The sequence below is a fragment of the uncultured Lamprocystis sp. genome, from assembly GCF_903933125.1.
Lineage (GTDB): Bacteria > Pseudomonadota > Gammaproteobacteria > Chromatiales > Chromatiaceae > Thiodictyon.
Genome location: NZ_CAIZIZ010000083.1, coordinates 1 through 16,783, shown reverse-complemented (window position 1 = coordinate 16,783; position 16,783 = coordinate 1). Strand labels below are relative to the sequence as shown.

Annotated in this window: 18 protein-coding genes; 9 read left to right on the top strand and 9 right to left on the bottom strand. The window is 62.1% G+C overall.

Going from position 1 to position 16,783, the window contains the following annotated elements:
- Positions 1–104 precede the first annotated feature (104 nt).
- From QZY03_RS03585 to QZY03_RS03575, 3 genes are all read right to left on the bottom strand, one after another.
- Positions 105–413 (bottom strand): Wzz/FepE/Etk N-terminal domain-containing protein, encoded by a 309-nt coding sequence (locus QZY03_RS03585; RefSeq protein WP_295578379.1) that lies wholly within the window; start codon positions 411–413, stop codon positions 105–107.
- 27 nt (positions 414–440) lie between these two features.
- Positions 441–1,055, bottom strand: coding sequence for an XrtA/PEP-CTERM system exopolysaccharide export protein (locus tag QZY03_RS03580; protein WP_295578378.1), 615 nt, complete (start codon positions 1,053–1,055; stop codon positions 441–443).
- A gap of 266 nt (positions 1,056–1,321) precedes the next feature.
- Positions 1,322–2,101, bottom strand: a complete 780-nt coding sequence (locus tag QZY03_RS03575) for an HAD-IA family hydrolase (RefSeq protein ID WP_295578377.1) — start codon at positions 2,099–2,101, stop codon at positions 1,322–1,324.
- Positions 2,102–2,372: 271 nt separating this feature from the next.
- Between QZY03_RS03575 and dksA the strand changes: the two genes are divergently transcribed.
- The 5 genes from dksA (at position 2,373) to QZY03_RS03550 (ending at position 10,265) form a co-directional block, all read left to right on the top strand.
- Entirely contained in the window at positions 2,373–2,810 is a 438-nt protein-coding gene (gene dksA, locus QZY03_RS03570; protein WP_295578375.1) for an RNA polymerase-binding protein DksA, read from the top strand.
- A 15-nt stretch (positions 2,811–2,825) separates the two neighbouring features.
- Positions 2,826–3,791 carry a tRNA glutamyl-Q(34) synthetase GluQRS gene (gene gluQRS / locus QZY03_RS03565; protein WP_295578374.1) on the top strand — a complete coding sequence of 322 codons (966 nt, stop codon included), beginning with the start codon at positions 2,826–2,828 and terminating at the stop codon, positions 3,789–3,791.
- A 98-nt stretch (positions 3,792–3,889) separates the two neighbouring features.
- Entirely contained in the window at positions 3,890–6,283 is a 2,394-nt protein-coding gene (locus tag QZY03_RS03560; protein WP_295578373.1) for a phosphoketolase, read from the top strand.
- A gap of 92 nt (positions 6,284–6,375) precedes the next feature.
- Positions 6,376–8,883, top strand: coding sequence for a glycogen/starch/alpha-glucan phosphorylase (locus QZY03_RS03555; RefSeq protein ID WP_295578372.1), 2,508 nt, complete (start codon positions 6,376–6,378; stop codon positions 8,881–8,883).
- A 419-nt stretch (positions 8,884–9,302) separates the two neighbouring features.
- Positions 9,303–10,265 carry a Uma2 family endonuclease gene (locus QZY03_RS03550; protein WP_295578371.1) on the top strand — a complete coding sequence of 321 codons (963 nt, stop codon included), beginning with the start codon at positions 9,303–9,305 and terminating at the stop codon, positions 10,263–10,265.
- 258 nt (positions 10,266–10,523) lie between these two features.
- Here QZY03_RS03550 and QZY03_RS03545 read toward each other — a convergent pair whose 3' ends face one another.
- Positions 10,524–11,642, bottom strand: a complete 1,119-nt coding sequence (locus QZY03_RS03545; RefSeq protein WP_295578370.1) for a glycosyltransferase family 2 protein — start codon at positions 11,640–11,642, stop codon at positions 10,524–10,526.
- Positions 11,643–11,739: 97 nt separating this feature from the next.
- Between QZY03_RS03545 and QZY03_RS03540 the strand changes: the two genes are divergently transcribed.
- The 4 genes from QZY03_RS03540 to QZY03_RS03525 all read left to right on the top strand — a co-directional run bounded on the left by QZY03_RS03540 (position 11,740) and on the right by QZY03_RS03525 (position 14,714).
- Positions 11,740–12,285, top strand: a complete 546-nt coding sequence (locus QZY03_RS03540; RefSeq protein WP_295578368.1) for a hypothetical protein — start codon at positions 11,740–11,742, stop codon at positions 12,283–12,285.
- 177 nt (positions 12,286–12,462) lie between these two features.
- Entirely contained in the window at positions 12,463–13,062 is a 600-nt protein-coding gene (locus QZY03_RS03535) for an Hsp20 family protein (protein WP_295578367.1), read from the top strand.
- Positions 13,063–13,080: 18 nt separating this feature from the next.
- Positions 13,081–14,451, top strand: a complete 1,371-nt coding sequence (gene mtaB / locus QZY03_RS03530) for a tRNA (N(6)-L-threonylcarbamoyladenosine(37)-C(2))-methylthiotransferase MtaB (protein WP_363182364.1) — start codon at positions 13,081–13,083, stop codon at positions 14,449–14,451.
- 71 nt (positions 14,452–14,522) lie between these two features.
- Positions 14,523–14,714: a DUF433 domain-containing protein gene (locus QZY03_RS03525; RefSeq protein ID WP_295578380.1), complete on the top strand. Its 192-nt coding sequence runs from the start codon at positions 14,523–14,525 to the stop codon at positions 14,712–14,714.
- Here the strand turns inward: QZY03_RS03525 and QZY03_RS03520 are convergent.
- The 5 genes from QZY03_RS03520 to QZY03_RS03500 all read right to left on the bottom strand — a co-directional run bounded on the left by QZY03_RS03520 (position 14,658) and on the right by QZY03_RS03500 (position 16,509).
- Positions 14,658–14,966 carry a helix-turn-helix domain-containing protein gene (locus QZY03_RS03520; RefSeq protein WP_083924530.1) on the bottom strand — a complete coding sequence of 103 codons (309 nt, stop codon included), beginning with the start codon at positions 14,964–14,966 and terminating at the stop codon, positions 14,658–14,660. The two genes, QZY03_RS03525 and QZY03_RS03520, sit on opposite strands and share 57 nt — an antisense overlap.
- Positions 14,956–15,273 carry a type II toxin-antitoxin system RelE/ParE family toxin gene (locus QZY03_RS03515; RefSeq protein WP_295578366.1) on the bottom strand — a complete coding sequence of 106 codons (318 nt, stop codon included), beginning with the start codon at positions 15,271–15,273 and terminating at the stop codon, positions 14,956–14,958. The genes QZY03_RS03520 and QZY03_RS03515 overlap by 11 nt, the downstream gene beginning before the upstream one ends.
- A 259-nt stretch (positions 15,274–15,532) precedes the next feature.
- Positions 15,533–15,802, bottom strand: coding sequence for a hypothetical protein (locus QZY03_RS03510; RefSeq protein WP_295578365.1), 270 nt, complete (start codon positions 15,800–15,802; stop codon positions 15,533–15,535).
- A gap of 7 nt (positions 15,803–15,809) precedes the next feature.
- On the bottom strand, positions 15,810–16,046 hold the full coding sequence (locus QZY03_RS03505; protein ID WP_295578364.1) for a hypothetical protein: 237 nt from the start codon (positions 16,044–16,046) through the stop codon (positions 15,810–15,812).
- Between the two features lie 100 nt (positions 16,047–16,146).
- Positions 16,147–16,509: a hypothetical protein gene (locus tag QZY03_RS03500; RefSeq protein ID WP_295578362.1), complete on the bottom strand. Its 363-nt coding sequence runs from the start codon at positions 16,507–16,509 to the stop codon at positions 16,147–16,149.
- Positions 16,510–16,783: the final 274 nt, after the last annotated feature.

Below are 16,783 nucleotides of genomic sequence, written 5' to 3'. Positions count from 1 at the left end.
GGTACAAGCTGTATGCTTGAAAAATCAACGCATTACGGTGCGGCAGTGCCGACCATGACAGGGGTCAGTAAATTTTGACGATGCACAATATCTTATTGATTATGTTACGGTAAATTGCCACGGGAAATCCCAGAGAGCCCGAGTTTCTCCATGTTGTCGCGACTGAACAGCACATTAGTCATCATGGTCACGCGACGGCTGTCGCTTGTCTGAATTGCCAACCCGCTCAGCAGCGGCGTCAACACGGAGTCGGTATCGACATACACACGCGCCTGCGCGATGAATTCGTCAGGTAGGCTCGCGGTGTAGAACCAACCGATCGGGCTGGCAATCAGCGCCACGGCAAGAGCGGACCAGCGGTGTCGCCAGACCCCGGAAAGAGATTGAATCGCTAGGCGCAGCAAGTCTTGCATGGCGACAATGTGCGGGCGCGCTGCGAACTAAAACCAGGACTCGGGAATGATGAGGATATCGCCCGGCTGCATGTCGACATTTGCCGAAAGATCCGCCGCTTTCGTCAGGTCGTCCAAGCGTACCGTGTAATATTTTTTCTCACCTTTTTCAAACCGCATCAGGACGGCTCGATTGCCGGCTGCAAACTGGGTTGTTCCGCCGACTTGGATCATGAGGTCAAGTAACGTCATCCCATCAATATAGCGCAATGCCGTGGGATGAGTCGCCTCGCCTAACACACGGATCTGCTCAGGGAAAATCCCCTGGAACCCCTGCACGATGACGGTAACCAGCGGGTCGCGCAGATAAACCGACAGCGCCGCCTCCAAGTCGCGGGCAAGCTCGGTAGGCGTTTTGCCAGAGGCCGGAATATCTTCCAGCAAAGGCGCGGAGATGAAGCCGTCAGGCCGTACCGGCACGGTGGTACTGACCTCGGGATAACGCCATACGAAGATCTGCACCGAATCCCCGGGGCCGATCTTATACTTACTGGCCGACCGAAGTTCGTAAGTCGCCTCCGGCGGCGACGGGAATTTCGGGGTAGAGCAACCGGCCAGGAAGGACGCCAGCAACGCGCTCAGGAGAATGTCACAATGCCGCACTTGATCTCTTGCTCCCTACGAATCAGCCAGTTTGGCACGTCGTTGATCGCTACGCTTGGTCACTAAGCGTGAACATCGGCGGGGCCCGTGGATTCCCGCCTGCGCTCGTGACCCGCCGCTCTGCCGAGTTTGCAGGACGCTGCGAGCGTCGCGGCCAAGCCGCGCTGATCTTGATCTTGATCTTGATCTTGAAATGATTCCTCGCCGGATTATCGCACAGGGTAACCCGTCCGACACCGATTCTCGATCACGACCGTCGTCGGCGCTCATGCGCCCTTGTAGACCGTCGCGTGGAGGCGGTCCAGTGCGGCCAGATTGACATAGTTCGACCCGCCCAGGTCGCCGCGCCGGACGACCGCGGGTTCATCCGGCCCGCCGAGACTCTCCACCACCAGCGGGGCGGCATCGAAAGACTGATTCGCGGTGTAGGCGTTGAGGGTCACCAGGAGCGCCTTCAGACCCGCGGACAAAGCAGCGCACATGCCGTTGTCCGAGTCCTCCACCGCGACGCACTCCCGTGCGACCAGACCCAACTGCGCCAAGGCGAGTGTGAAAATGTCGGGCGCCGGCTTCTTGCGCGGGACTACATCCCCCGCCGCGATGACCTCGAACCAGTCGGGCAGCCCCGGCTCACCGCAATGGCGGAGCAACGCGATCACATTTTCGGGGGTCGTGGTGGTTGCAATCGCCAACCGGATACCGGCCTCGCGTGCCTCACGCAACAACCGCAGGACGCCGGGGCGCAGCGGAATGTCCCCCGTTTCGAGCAGGGCCAGATAGTGGCGCGTCTTGGCACTGTGCAGGGCCGCGATGAAGGCGTCCAGGTTCACCCCCGATTCCAGCTGGATCCCTTCCTGTTCGATGTAGTAGCGAATCCGCTCCTTACCGCCGGTGACCGCCAGCAAGGCCCCATAGCGCGCGACATCCCAGTGCCAGGCGAGTCCGGCCTCGACGAAGGCGGCGTTGAAGGCGAGACGGTGACCGTCACGCTCGGTGTCAGCCAGGGTTCCATCCACGTCGAAAATGATTGCCTTGAATCGGTACACGCTTCACCCGCCTCGCGCTATCGCGTTAATCTTGAGTGCCGGAAGGGTACCCTAGCGACCGACGACACGCACCCCTGATGCACCCTGTCGCCGGTCGGGTTCTGCCCGATATGCCGCCTGATCGCACCGCCGGGAAACGCCAGAAACGCCAAATGGGTTGCCCCGAACGCCGCGATCTGGTATTCAAGGGCGTTTTTCGTGACCATGCCCAAGAACGGGGCTGGGAAAACGGTCGCGGATCACCCCACTGCGAGCCTGCGGGAGCACGTTCATGGCCGAGACAGTCACTAACCAAGAGCCCAAAGCGTTCGGTTTCGAACCGTACAACGCTGCCAGCGATGAGGAGTACATGAGCCCGGCGCAGGAGGAGCACTTCCGCCTGATTCTGCTGGCGTGGAAGCAGTCCCTGATGGAGGAGGTCGACCGGACCGTCCACCACATGCAGGACGAGGCGACCAACTTCCCTGATCCCAACGACCGCGCCACCCAGGAGTCCGAGTTCAGTCTCGAACTACGTACCCGCGACCGCGAACGCAAGCTGATCAAGAAGATCGATGAGGCCATGGCGCGCATCACCGAGCACGAGTACGGCTACTGCGAAGCCTGCGGGGTCGAGATCGGCGTTCGCCGCCTGGAAGCGCGCCCCACGGCGACACTCTGCATCGACTGCAAGACCCTGGACGAGATTCGCGAAAAACAACGCGGCTGACCCCCGGAGCCCGAGATGACGGCGGGGGCCGGCCACCCGCCTTATCGGGGACGCTTCGCGCCCTCACCGACCGGCGCGCTGCATTTCGGCTCGCTCATCGCCGCGCTGGCCAGTTACGCGGACGCCCGCGCCCACGCCGGTGAATGGCTGGTCCGCATGGAGGACCTGGATCGGACCCGCGAGATCCCAGGGGCGGCCGACGCCATCCTCCGCACCCTGGACGCCTGCGGATTCCGCTGGGATGGACCAACGCTTTACCAGAGCCGCCGCACGCACGCCTATGCCGCGGCACTGGAGCGGCTGACCGAACTTGGACTCACCTACCCCTGCGCATGCTCCCGCGCTGAGATTGCCCGCCAGGTGCGCGACGGCAATGATTGCCGGCCGGCTGGAAGCCGGCACCACACGGAGGGGCCGATCTATCCGGGCACCTGTCGCGGCGGACTTCCGCCGGGACGCCCGGCCCGTTCCATCCGGCTGCGCACCCACCCGGGGAAGATCCGGTTTCATGACCGCATCCAGGGCGATCAGCGCCAGGATGTCGCCGCGGCCGTCGGTGACTTCGTACTGCGCCGCGCCGACGGCATTCACGCCTACCAACTGGCCGTGGTGGTCGACGATGCCTGGCAGGGCATCACTCAGGTGGTGCGCGGGGCCGATCTGCTGGCATCGACGCCCCGGCAATTGCTGCTGCAACAGGCGCTCGGCCTGCCGCATCCAACCTACGCCCATGTCCCGCTGGCGGTCGATCATGCGGGCCGTAAACTCAGTAAGTCATTGGCAGCGGCACCCGTCGATCCGGCCGATCCCCTGCCCGCCCTGTTGCGGGCCTGGACCTGGTTAGGACAGCGTCCGCCACCCACGGAGTACGCACTGAGCGGATTCTGGGCACACGCGATCCGCACCTGGTCCTGCGCGCGGGTGCCCGCCATCGCGTACGCTTGCATCGATCCCGACGCTTCGGCGAGTATCGGCACCTGAGTGCGCGGGTGTTGCTCCGGAGACCCCGTCAGGTCACGTCCCGGCAATCTCGCGGCGCTACGATTCGCAGGCCCAGAACCACCGAAGAGGACATCCCCATGGCCGCTCAACCGCCCGTCGTGTCGCAGCAACAAGCTCCCCTGTCCGCCGAGATGCTGAGCCGAATGGACGCCTACTGGCGTGCCTGCAACTACCTGGCGGCAGGTATGATCTACCTCAAAGACAACGCGCTGCTGCGCGAGCCGCTGCAGGAAGCGCACATCAAGAGCCGATTATTGGGCCACTGGGGCGCGAGTCCGGGCCTGTCGTTCATGTATATCCATGTCAACCGCATCATCCGTGAGCAGGACCAGGATGCGATCTTCCTGGCCGGACCCGGTCATGGCGCCCCCGGCGTGCTGGCCCCGGTCTACCTGGAAGGGACCTATTCCGAAATCTATCCCAATAAGAGCGAGGACGAGGAGGGACTGCAAGCCTTCTTCAAGCAGTTCTCATTTCCGGGCGGGATCGGCTCGCACTGCACCCCGGAAACCCCCGGCTCCATCCACGAGGGCGGCGAGCTCGGTTATTCCATTTCACATGCGTTCGGCGCCGCGTTCGATAATCCCAACCTGCTGGTGGTCGTGGCGGTGGGCGACGGCGAATCCGAGACGGGGCCGTTGGCGACCTCTTGGCACTCCAGCAAGTTCCTCAATCCCATCCGCGATGGGGCGGTCTTGCCGATCCTGCATTTGAACGGCTACAAAATCAATAATCCGACACTGCTTGCGCGTATTCCCAACGCCGAGTTGGAAAGCCTGATGCGCGGCTACGGTTGGGTTCCGCATTTCGTGGAGGGCGATGACCCCCAGGCGATGCACCAGAAAATGGCCGCCGCCCTAGATGCCTGTATTGCCGAGATCCGGCGTATTCAACAGGCCGCACGCACCAGCGGTGAGGCCACTCGGGGCCACTGGCCGATGATCGTCCTGCGCAGTCCCAAGGGCTGGACCGGCCCCAAGACCGTGGACGGTAAGAAAGTGGAAGGTTTCTGGCGCGCCCATCAGGTGCCGCTGTCGGGGATGCACAATAACCCGGAGCACTTGAAGCAGCTCGAAGACTGGCTCAAGAGCTACAGGCCCGAGGAACTGTTCGACACCGAAGGCCGCCTCATCCCCGAACTTAAAGAATTGGCCCCCAAGGGCAACCGGCGCATGAGCGCCAACCCGCACTCCAATGGCGGCATCCTGCGCCGGGCGCTGCGCATGCCGGATTTTCGCGGCTACGCGGTGGACCCGAGCACCCCAGGCACCACCCGCGCGTTCAACACCAAGCCCTTAGGCGCGATGCTGCGCGACATCATGGCCGACAACATGCGCAACTTCCGCGTCTTCGGCCCGGACGAGAACGCATCCAATAAACTCGACGCCGTTTATGAGGTCAGCAAGAAGACTTGGCTGTGCGACTATCTTCCGGAGGATGCCGACGGCAGTGAACTGTCCCCCGACGGGCGGGTCATGGAGATGCTCTCCGAGCACACCCTGGAAGGCTGGTATGAGGGCTATCTGCTGACCGGGCGGCATGGCTTCTTCGCCACCTACGAAGCCTTCGTCCATGTCATCGACAGCATGTACAACCAGCACGCCAAATGGCTGGCCATCTGTAATGAGATTCCCTGGCGGGCCCCGGTCTCCTCGCTCAATCTACTGATCACCTCCACGGTCTGGCGCCAGGACCACAACGGCTTCACTCATCAGGATCCGGGCTTTCTGGACGTGGTGGTCAACAAGAGCCCCAAGGTCACCCGCATCTATCTCCCGCCGGACGTCAACTGCCTGCTCTCCACCGCCGATCACTGCCTGCGCAGCATGAACAACATCAATGTGATCGTGTGCGACAAGCAGAACCACCTCCAATACCTGACCATGGATGAAGCCATCAAGCACTGCACCAAGGGTCTGGGCATCTGGGACTGGGCCAGCAATGACGAGGGGGTGGAACCGGACGTGGTGATGGTCGGCTGCGGTGACATCCCCACCAAGGAGGCCCTGGCGGCCACGGCGATGCTGCGCGAAGCCTTTGCCGACATCAAGATCCGCTTCGTCAACGTGGTGGACCTGTTCCGCATCCAGCCCGACACCGAGCACCCGCATGGGCTCTCACACAACGACTTCGACTCCATCTTCACCAAAGACAAGCCGATCATCTTCAATTTCCACGGCTACCCCTGGCTGATCCATCGCCTGGCCTACCGGCGCACCAATCACGCCAACCTGCACGTACGCGGTTACAAGGAGAAGGGCAACATCAATACCCCGCTGGAGTTGGCGATCAGCAACGAGATCGACCGCTTCAGCCTCGCCATCGATGTCATCAACCGGGTGCCGCGGCTCCAGGCCACCGGCGCCCACGCCAAGGAGCGCTTCCGCGACATGCAGATCGAGGCGCGCGCCTACGCCTTTGAACACGGCATCGACAAGCCGGAGTTCGATGACTGGACCTGGCCACTGTGAGACGCCACAGCGACTGAGCCGCTTCGCGGACGGGGCCTGGCCCCGCCCGCCGTTCCCGCTACCTGCCCCCGACGAGACGCCCCGAGACGCCAATGAATACCGCCCAGACGCCGCAGAGCGCGCCCCAGGCCCCCGCCGCCCCCCGCGAGCGTACCCGTACCGGCATGTCGCAGGAGGCCCTGAAGCAGGCCTTCATCGACAACCTGTTCTATGTGCAGGGGCGCTTCCGCGACGTGGCCACCCCCAACGACCTCTACATGGCCGCCGCCTACACGGTACGCGACCGTCTGCTGGAGCGTTGGCTCAAGTGCGCGCAGGACTACAAGGACACCGCGGCACGCACCGTCTGTTATTTGTCCGCCGAGTTCCTGCTGGGTCCTCATCTGGCCAACAACCTGTTGAACCTGGGCATCACCGAAGCAGCTCACGCCGCCGGGGTGGAACTGGAACTGGATTTTGCCGAGATCATGGCGACCGAGGAGGAACCCGGACTCGGGAACGGCGGCCTGGGGCGGCTCGCCGCCTGCTATATGGATTCCTTGAGCACGGTTCAGATCCCGGCGATCGGCTACGGCATCCGCTACGAGTTCGGCATCTTCGATCAGGAGATCGAGAACGGCTGGCAGGTGGAGAAGAGCGACACCTGGCTCAAGAACGGCAATCCCTGGGAGATCCCGCGCTACAAGCTGCGCTTCCCGGTCAAGTTCGGCGGCCACACCGAACAGTATCACGACGAGCACGGCATCCTGCGCGTGCGCTGGGCCGCCGATCTGGAGGTCAATGGCGTCGCCTATGACACGCCGATCCTGGGGTACGGGGTGGGGAATGTCAGCCTGCTGCGTCTATGGAAATCCGAGGCCCCAGAGTCGTTCGATTTCCAGGCGTTCAACGTCGGTGACTATTACGGCGCGGTCCACGCCAAGATCGAGGCCGAAACCCTCTCCAAGGTTCTCTACCCGAACGACGAGCCGGAGGCGGGCAAGGAACTGCGCCTCAAACAGCAATACTTTTTCGTCTCCTGCTCACTCCAGGACATGATTCGGCTGCATCTGCATACGGTTGGCGGCCTCGACAGTTTTGCCGAGAAGTTCGTCGCCCAGCTCAATGACACGCACCCGGCGCTCGCGGTCGCGGAACTCATGCGGCTCCTGATCGACGAGCACGGCATGGGCTGGGATCAGGCCTGGGACATCACCCACCGCACCTTCTGCTACACCAACCACACCCTGTTGCCCGAAGCGCTGGAGACCTGGTCGGTACGGCTATTCGAGAAGCTCCTGCCGCGCCATCTGGAAATCATCTACGAAATCAATCGCCGTTTCCTGGACGAGGTGCGTATCCGCTTCTTGGGCGACGAGGGCCGGGTGGCGCGGATGTCACTGATCAGCGAGGACGGCGGACGACGGGTGCGGATGGCACATCTGGCGGTGGTGGGAGCACGCGCCGTCAATGGGGTGGCCGAACTCCATTCGAACCTGGTCAAGACCACCATTCTCAAGGATTTTTACGAGCTCTGGCCGGAGCGCTTCCACAATGTCACCAACGGCGTCACCCCCCGCCGTTTCATCGGGGTAAGCAACCCGCGCCTGGCCAAACTCATCACCGAGACCTGCGGCGACGACCGCTGGCTGCGCGATCTGAGCTGCCTGCGCCAGTTGGAACCCTATGCTGACGATGCCGGATTCAGAGAGCGCTGGCGCGCGGTCAAGACCGCGGCCAAACGCGACCTGGCCCGCTGGCTGGAGAAGCACGCCTGGGTCAAGGTGGATCCGCAGAGCCTGTTCGATGTTCAGGCCAAGCGGATGCACGAGTACAAACGCCAGCATCTGAACCTGCTGCATATCGTCAGCCTCTACCAGCGCATCAAGCAGAACCCCAACCACAGCGTGGTCCCGCGCACCTGCATCTTCGGCGGCAAGGCCGCGCCCGGCTATTACATGGCCAAACTCATGATCAAACTGATCAACGCGCTCGGCGAGGTGATCAACCATGATCCCCAGGTCAACGGCACCCTGCGCGTCGCCTTCATGCCCAATTTCAGCGTACAGAACGGCCAGCGGCTCTATCCGGCCGCCGACCTCTCGGAGCAAATCTCACTCGCCGGCAAGGAGGCCTCCGGCACCGGCAACATGAAATTCTCGATGAACGGCGCACTCACCATCGGCACCCTGGACGGCGCCAATGTGGAGATCCGCGAGGAAGTGGGACCGGAGAACTTTTTCCTGTTCGGCATGACAGCCGATGAGGTGCATCAGCGCCAAGTCGAAGGCTATCGTCCTTGGGAGATTTATCAAGGCGATGCTGAACTCAAGTCAGTCATCGACCTGATCAACTCCGGTCTGTTCTCCCATGGCGACCCCACCCTGTTCCGCCCGCTGACCGATCATCTGGTCAATCAGGATCCCTTCATGGTGCTGGCCGACTACCGCGCTTATGTCAACTGCCAGGCGCGTGTCGGCACGGCCTGGACGGATCAGACTCAGTGGGATCGCATGTCCATTCTCAATGTCGCGCGCATGGGCAAATTCTCATCGGATCGGGCGATCCGCGAATACGCGGAGCACATCTGGCAGGTCGAGGCGAAGCCGGTGGCGTGCTGAAACCCGGCAGCGGGCCTCCTCAGGGGCCAGCGCACCAATTCGGCCTTGGTCATGCTACCGGCCAGCCGAGGCGCCGACCGACTGTAGTCCAAGGCTTCGACCTTGGATCGCCGAACTGCTGCCGACAGCGCAGCAATTCCAAATTTAGGCGGCATCACGTGACCCCTGGTGGATGCGGCGCGCGCGACCGCCGTGCCGGATCCCTGACACCGAGCGGCGCGCCTTATCCACCCTACAGCGGAGCCGGTTTCGTAGGGTGGATAAGCGTAGCGCATCCACCATCCGCCTCGCCGATGGGGCGCGGTCGGCGGAGGCCACCCAAATTTGGAACTGCTGCCGACAGCGCCCGCGGCGACCGGTGCCGCCCGATGTGTGCTAGCCTTGATCGTTGCGATTCCAAGACCGGACTCCTGCCGCCCATGTCCTCCATCGCTGCTACCGCACCCGCGTCCCAGATCCCGGTCCCGCCGCCCCGGCACCTGCCCGCGGCGCACTCCGCGGAGGGCCTCCAAGTCTCGGAGGCAATCTACTGGACCACCTATTACCTGGAGTCGGACCACCATTACGAGTGGAACAACGGCCGCCTGGAGGAGAAACCGGTGTCCGATTACGAAACCTTTCTGGTCTATGCCTGGTTCAGCGAACTGGTGCGGCACTTCCTGCGCACCCACCCCTGTGCGCAGATGGTCGGCCTGGAGATGGGTTTCCGGCTCCCGCTGCCGAGCGGCACCGTCATCCGCAAGCCCGATTTTGGCGTGGTCCGCAACGACAATCCCCAGCCGCTGCTACCCCTGGACTGCTCCTATCACGGCGTCTTCGACCTCTGTATCGAAGCCCTGTCCGACCAGGAGCGCAGCGGCATCGTGCGCGATACCGTCATCAAGAAGGCCGAATACGCCGCCGGGGGGGTGCCCGAGTATTACGTCCTGCACCAGAACCCCGCGCACCAGGCCTTCTACACCCGCACCCCCGCCGGGCTCTATACACCCATCGCACCGCAGGCCGGGGTCATCTGCTCGCGGGTACTGCCGGGACTGCAATTCCGCCCGACCGACCTGGCGCGCCGACCGGAGCTGGAGGCGTTGCGTGACGATCCGGTCTATGCCGGCTTCGTTCTCCCCGGCTGGCGCGCCGATCGAGAGCGCGCGGAGGCCGCGGCGCGGCAGGCCGAGGTGCAGGCGCGGCGGGCCGATGCCGAAGCGCAGGCCAAACGCGAGGCCGTGGACCGAGCCGACGCCGAGGCGCGGCGGGCAGATGCCGAGGCGCAGCGGGCGGTCGAGCAGACCCGGCGGGCTGACGCCGAGGTCCAGGCACGGCAGCGCCTGGAGCACGAGCTGGCGGAACTGCGGGCACGCCTCGCGCAGGGTCAGTCCGACGGCTGAGCGGCGCCAAGCCCGCCAAGGCGTGCCACGCATTTTTTCCTTGTGTTCTTGGCGTCTTTGCGCAACCCTCAGCTGGCTTTCGTATCACCCACCAACTGTAGGGAAGCCCCATGTTTGCAGCAATGCGCCTCCGCGATCCGGGGCCGCGCCAACCACGCGGGATGCTGACTGCGTCTCTGTGGCATCTGTGGATAAATCCGGATAATCGGTGTGGCCGGAATGGCACTCATGGCCGTGCAAGCACGAGCGCCCTGCGGGTCACGCGCCTTTGACCTTGTTCCAGGTGTAAACCGAGGTCACCGCATAGTTCCACACCGCCCCAACGATGATCCCGGCGATGGCCGAGAGCACCCAGGCGGTCTCGCCGACCAGTTGCGTCTCGAAGGCATAGGTGGCAATCCCCACGTTCGCGACCGCCCCCAGCGAGCAGGCGAGGGTGAATGACAGCCAGCCGCGCAGCATCCCCCAGCCGCGCAATTGCCGGTCACGGTAGGTGACGGCATTGTTCACGAAGAAATTGAAGGTCATGGCGATGACGGCGGCGGCGGTCTGACCCGTCGCGAAACCGTATCCAGCCAGGTCATAGACCAGCCAGAGCACCAGCAGATGGACAAAGACCCCGGCGCCGCCGACCAGCGCGAAGGGGATAAAGCGGATCGGGATATAGCGCCCAAGGCTTTTGTCCAGCAGCATCATCAGGTAGTCCCAGACCGCGGCACTGTCGAGCTTGCTCTCGCCAGCTTGCCGGATGCGGAACTCGTAGGGAATTTCGATGTAGCGCAGCGGCTTGGTGCTGGACGCAAAGATATCCAGCATGATTTTGAAGCCGATCCCCGAAAGGTCGGCGACCACCCCTTCCAAGACCTCCCGTTTGAGCAGAAAGAAGCCGCTCATCGGGTCCTTGACCCCCGCCTTGAGCACCAGCCGGGACAGCCGGGTCGCGAATTGGCTGGCGAATTGACGCTCCTCGCCCCATTCACCCAGACTGCCCCCGGCCACGTAGCGGCTGCCGACCGCGATGTCGTAGCCGTCGTCTTTGACCGCCCGCAGCATGGCGGGCAGGATGCGTTCGTCGTGCTGGAGGTCCGCGTCCATCACCGCCAGAAAGGGCGCGGAAGAGGCCAGCATCCCCTCGACACACGCGGTGGAGAGCCCCCGCCGGCCGATGCGATGAATGATTCGCACCCGCGGATCGCGCTGCGCAATCGAGCGCACCAGGGCGGCCGTGCCATCCGGTGAGTCGTCGTCGACGAAGATGACCTCCCAGCGGATCGCCTGTAGGGTTTCCGCAAGCCGGTGCACCAGTTCCTGGATATTCTCCCGCTCGTTGAAGGTCGGGACGACGACTGAGAGTTCGGGGGACGGAGTCAAGATCACCTCAAAAAAAGGGGGGATTGCCGGGCTTTGATCGTCGCTCCGGCCAGCCGGGGGAGTAGGATAGCGCTTAGTGTTTTCCACTTCGCCACGCTGCGCCATGCCAGACTGCCCGACCGCCGCAAATGTCAACGCCATCGCTCCAGCGCCAGTCCAGGAGGATGTCCTGCGCTGGTCTCAAATCGACCGGACGCAATCGACGGCCTTGTTCGCCCGATTCCGGATCGAGATCCACGAAGGTGGAGACGCGACCCCGATCCCCGGCAGCTACTGGGGCGAATCCGAGGCCGGCCTGGTCGGCAACCGACTGTACCTGCGCGCGGACACGCCGCTGCACTCGGCACTGCACGAGGCTTGCCACTGCATCTGCATGGATGAGGCGCGCCGGGCGGACTTGCACACCGATGCGGGCGGCGACTTCGCGGAGGAGGATGCAGTGTGCTATCTGCAGATCCTCCTCGCCGATTGGATTCCCGGCTGCGGACGGGTGCGTATGTTCGCCGATATGGACGCCTGGGGCTACACTTTCAGACTCGGGTCCGCTCGGGCCTGGTTCGAACAGGACGCGCAGGACGCTCGTGACTGGCTGGTGCGCCATGGCCTGATCGATGCCCGGGAGCAGCCGACCTGGACCCTGCGCGGTTAGGCGATTTCCGACAATTTGGATACCGGTGAGTGTAGGTGCGACTTCAGTCGCACCTGCGTCCGAGCCGACGGCGGGTGGTATCCGGTGTTCCTGAAATCACCTTAACGCGCGGGACCCTATACTTTCATTATCGGGCGTCCAATTCCCGCGGGCGCCAATCGACCGTGGAGTCACCCCATGCACATCGCCTGCCGTCTTTACTGTAGCGCACTCGTCGGGATGATCGCCGTTGCGATCCCTACCGTCAGCCTGGCCTGGACCTGCAATGGGCCTCCGGTCTACGGGCCGCCCGGCTCTGTTGCGCCCCCTTTCCCCGTTGCGGCCCCTGGCCCATTCCCATGGCGGGCCGGTGCCTGGGCAGTACCAGGAACGCCAACCACCGGTGCGCCGCGCCAGCCGCCCGCGACCGCGCTCCCCCCGCCGCACCGGGTCACGATGGCCCGCGGCCTGCGTATCGCGCGCGCGGCGACCCCCGAAGCCTATCTGGTTCGCATCGGCGTCGGCAACGCGAAGCCCGACGAGGTCCAGATCAACCTGGCGGGCCGCAATCTGATCATTACCATGCATTCCGACGCCCGCACGCTCCAGGAAGACACGATGCCCGACGGACGCGGCTATCGGCGCAGTTACAGCGTCGCACAGAGTTCCATGAGCCGGCGCCTGGCGCTCCCCCCCGATGCGGATGCCGCACGCATGACCAAGCGCGTTGTTGACGGGACCATCCTGCTGAGCATCCCCCGACGCTCCGCCGCCGGCTTTCAGCCCGGTTGGCGTTAGGTCACGCCCGGCAGACCCATGATGCCCAGCCACCCGCGAGTCCGGTTGCAGTCACTCGGCTGCCGACTCAACGAAGCCGAACTGGAAGCCTGGGCCGACGCCCTGCGGGAGCGCGGATGCGCGCTCGCGGGGGACGATGAGCCGGCGGATCTGATCATCATCAACACCTGCGCCGTGACCCAGGAGGCGACCCGCAAATCCCGCCAACTGGTGCGACGCGCGCACCGCGACAACCCAACCGCCCGCCTGGTGGTGAGCGGTTGCCTGGCGTCCCTCGAAGCGCAAGCCCTGGCCGGGGAGGCCGGGGTTGACCTGCTGGTGGACAACCGGTCAAAAGACCGCCTGGTGGCGATCGCTGCCGCCGCCCTGGACTTGCCGGTCCTGCCGCTTGCCCGCGGCAGCACCACCAGTGAGACGGCTAATTCCTGGTTCGACCGCGGCCGTCAGCGCGCCTTCATCAAGGTTCAGGACGGCTGCCGCTATGCCTGCACCTTTTGCGTGACCACCCGGGCACGGGGCGAGGAACGCAGCCGCCCCTTACCGGAGGTCATCGCGGCAGTCCAGCGGGCGGCGGCGAGCGGGGTGCGGGAGGTGCTGCTCACCGGCGTACACCTGGGCGGTTACGGGAGCGAGATCGGATCGGACCTGAGTCACCTGGTGCGGGCCGTGCTCGACCAGACCAGCATCCCGCGCATCCGCCTGGGCTCGCTGGAACCCTGGGACCTGCCGGACGACTTTTGGGACCTGTTCGGCAACCCGCGGCTGTTGCCCCATCTCCACCTGCCGATGCAAAGCGGCGCCGACACGGTCTTGCGGCGCATGGCCAGGCGCTGCAAAACCGATGAGTTCGTCCGCCTGGCGGCATGCGGCCGGGCCGCGGTACCCGGACTCAACCTCACCACCGATATCATCGCCGGCTTCCCTGGGGAGACCGAGACCGAGTGGCAGGAGACGCTGGCATTCGTCGCGGCCATGGCGTTCGGTCAGGTCCATGGCTTCGCCTACTCGCCGCGGGCCGGAACCCGCGCCGCCGCGCTGCCGGACCAGGTGGATGCCGACACCAAGCGGCGGCGCTGCCGTGAACTCAAGGATCTCGCCGATGGACTGCGGCACCGGCTGCTCCTGTCGCAGGTGGGCCTGACCAGCCAGGTCTTACGCGAGGGGCCGTCCCGCCTGGGGCACCCTGGGGATCTGTTCGGTTACACCCCGAATTATCTCCCGATCCTGGTGGACCCGCGTCCGGATGCCGCGGCAATCGGCGAGGTGATGCAGATCCTGATTCGCGGAGTCGAAGCGGACGGCACGGCGCTGCGCGGCGGCCTGGCCGACTGCGCAACCGGGCCAAATGGGGCGGTGTCGTGTGTAAGTAACGCCTCGGAAATCGGCTAAACAACAAGAGATCGCGGCCCGCGTTGCCGCCCACGAACACCACGTCGGCCTGATCCTGCCCGCACCGCGACATCTGCCACGGCAAGCCCTATGTTCGGCACATGCGGTGGCCGGTCGAAACCGTGCTCGACTTGGTGTCTGCCGGAATGTCCGCCACCGAGATCCAAGCTGAGTTCGGTCCTTCCGGCGCTTCTGCTCCGCTCTTGCTACCCGAAAACTTCGCGAAGTACATCGGGTCGTTGTCTTGCAATCCGAATCAATGATGCTGCCGCGCGACTGGGTTGTCTTCGACCTTGCTCCCAATCTTGAAGGGTTCTAACCGATACGCCGAGAAGCTCCGCAAACTGTGGTTGAGACAGACCGGTCTTGTTTCGTGCCTCCACCACGGGCGAAAGCTGAACGGTATGAATAGCACCAACCTTTCCGGCTTTGATGCTCCTCACTGCGTCCAATGCTTCTTGCCAAACATCGCGATCCAAGTCACGTTCGATCAATTCTTTTTCACTAAGAGCCATTGACAAGTTCCTCCTTCATTGCCTTGAGGATATGCGCTGGTGCGTTATCCTGCCGGGATTTGGCGTAGATCGTCAGAAGCCAGATCAGGCTTTCGCCGAGTTGATTGTAGTAGATGACTCTCACGCCGCCTCGTTTACCTTTGCCCTCTCGGGACCAGCGTATCTTGCGAACGCCGCCCGACCCGGGCACGACATCTCCCGCTTCGGGGTAGCGCGCAAGCCAAGCGGCGAACTTGCCGCGCTCATCTTCTGACAAGTAGTCCGGCCAACGCGCAGAGAAGACGGGGGACTCGATAAGGGTGAACATACAGCGAATCCTACGGCAAAGCCGTATGCCTTGCAAGCTCAGACATTCGCCTTGTCGTGATCCGAATGGCACTAATTTAAGGCTTTTTTTATATATAAAACAGCGAATTACTGATGACTTTGAGTCGAAAAATTATCTAGAAAAGATTGCTATCGCATTGATTTTGTTGAGTGGAGCTTGATTTTCTTTGCGTTTTCGCACGATTATCAGCACTGTAAGCTATTGTTCTAAAATAATTTTCTGCTTAACTTAGTGCCATTCAAGCCTCGCCCCTTTTCATTTTTCCGCTCTTATATGCTGCTTTCAGTAAAGCTTCCTGCAAAGCAGCGGGGATCTGGATGGGGAAAAAGCGATCTCTACTGTAGCCATAGTCTTCTCCGCTTTCATCAATTACGCGAATGTAACCGTGTGATTCCGCCGCCTCGTCGGGTATAATCTGATACAACTTACCGACTTCTAGAGATGCTGGGTAGTCTTCATTGCTGATACAAACAGCAAAAGGCAATTGCTTTTTTTCGTTTGTGGTCATGATTCAGTTAATCAAGTAGTGGGAACTTTATCTTGAATTCTTTCTTGCCGATGCCATGCGCTTCATACCAGCGCAATTCGGCAGTATGAACTGTGCCGTCAATAAGCCGAACGTTTGCGAATCCTTTCAACTTCCTCCAGTTTCCTTTGCCGTATTGCTTTCGCAACCGCGGCAAATCGCGTATGCCTGGGCCGACAGCTACAGGCTCAATGTTGGAAATGCTTCCGACGATCTCAAAATCCATGAAAGGATGCGATCTGTTTCTTGCCTTGGCGAAGGTTAAGCCTTCTTTTGTTTCATAATTGAGCCTGCCCCCTTATCCGACCCCTTATCCCTACGGCGAGTTACAAATAATCGACGAAGTCTTTCACTCCGCGAGCACTGAACTCTTTTTCGGAAATAAGTTCACAGACTTTGCTATCTTCAATTCTTAAAAAAACAATATGTCTGCTTTGGTCTTCTGTTCTTATATACTTCATACCTTTCAATCCTTTTGTAAATTTCGAACATGCATTGCAAATAAAATCCGTCCTTATCCAAGTATTATTATATTCATCTTCTATTTCTTCAAGGACATCTCCTACGCTATAAGAATTCATCCCTCTGACTTTCGGGTCTTGCCATTTTATCTGTATTTCAGTGTCTTTGCTTAGTTCATCTTTTATTGGGCAATAAAGATCTGCAAATATCGAATTAAACAACCCCATTTTGTTACCTGACTTTCACTGCAATATGCTGATTGGCGCCAACTAACCTACGGCCCTGCGGCAGGGGATTCGGGGAGAAACTGTGGCCGGAGAGTAAGCCGGGTTCTCACCGCTGGTTAGACAGACGTTGGTGTTCTCTGTTGCCGCCTGGTTTCCCGACGGTGCCACAATATCTCTGCCATACAGCGATTCGTTCCCGGCTCCTCGCAGAACCGGACTTGGAGTGTGACACCATCCGGCTCCCAGTTTGAGTCATCCACGGACGAACAGGGCC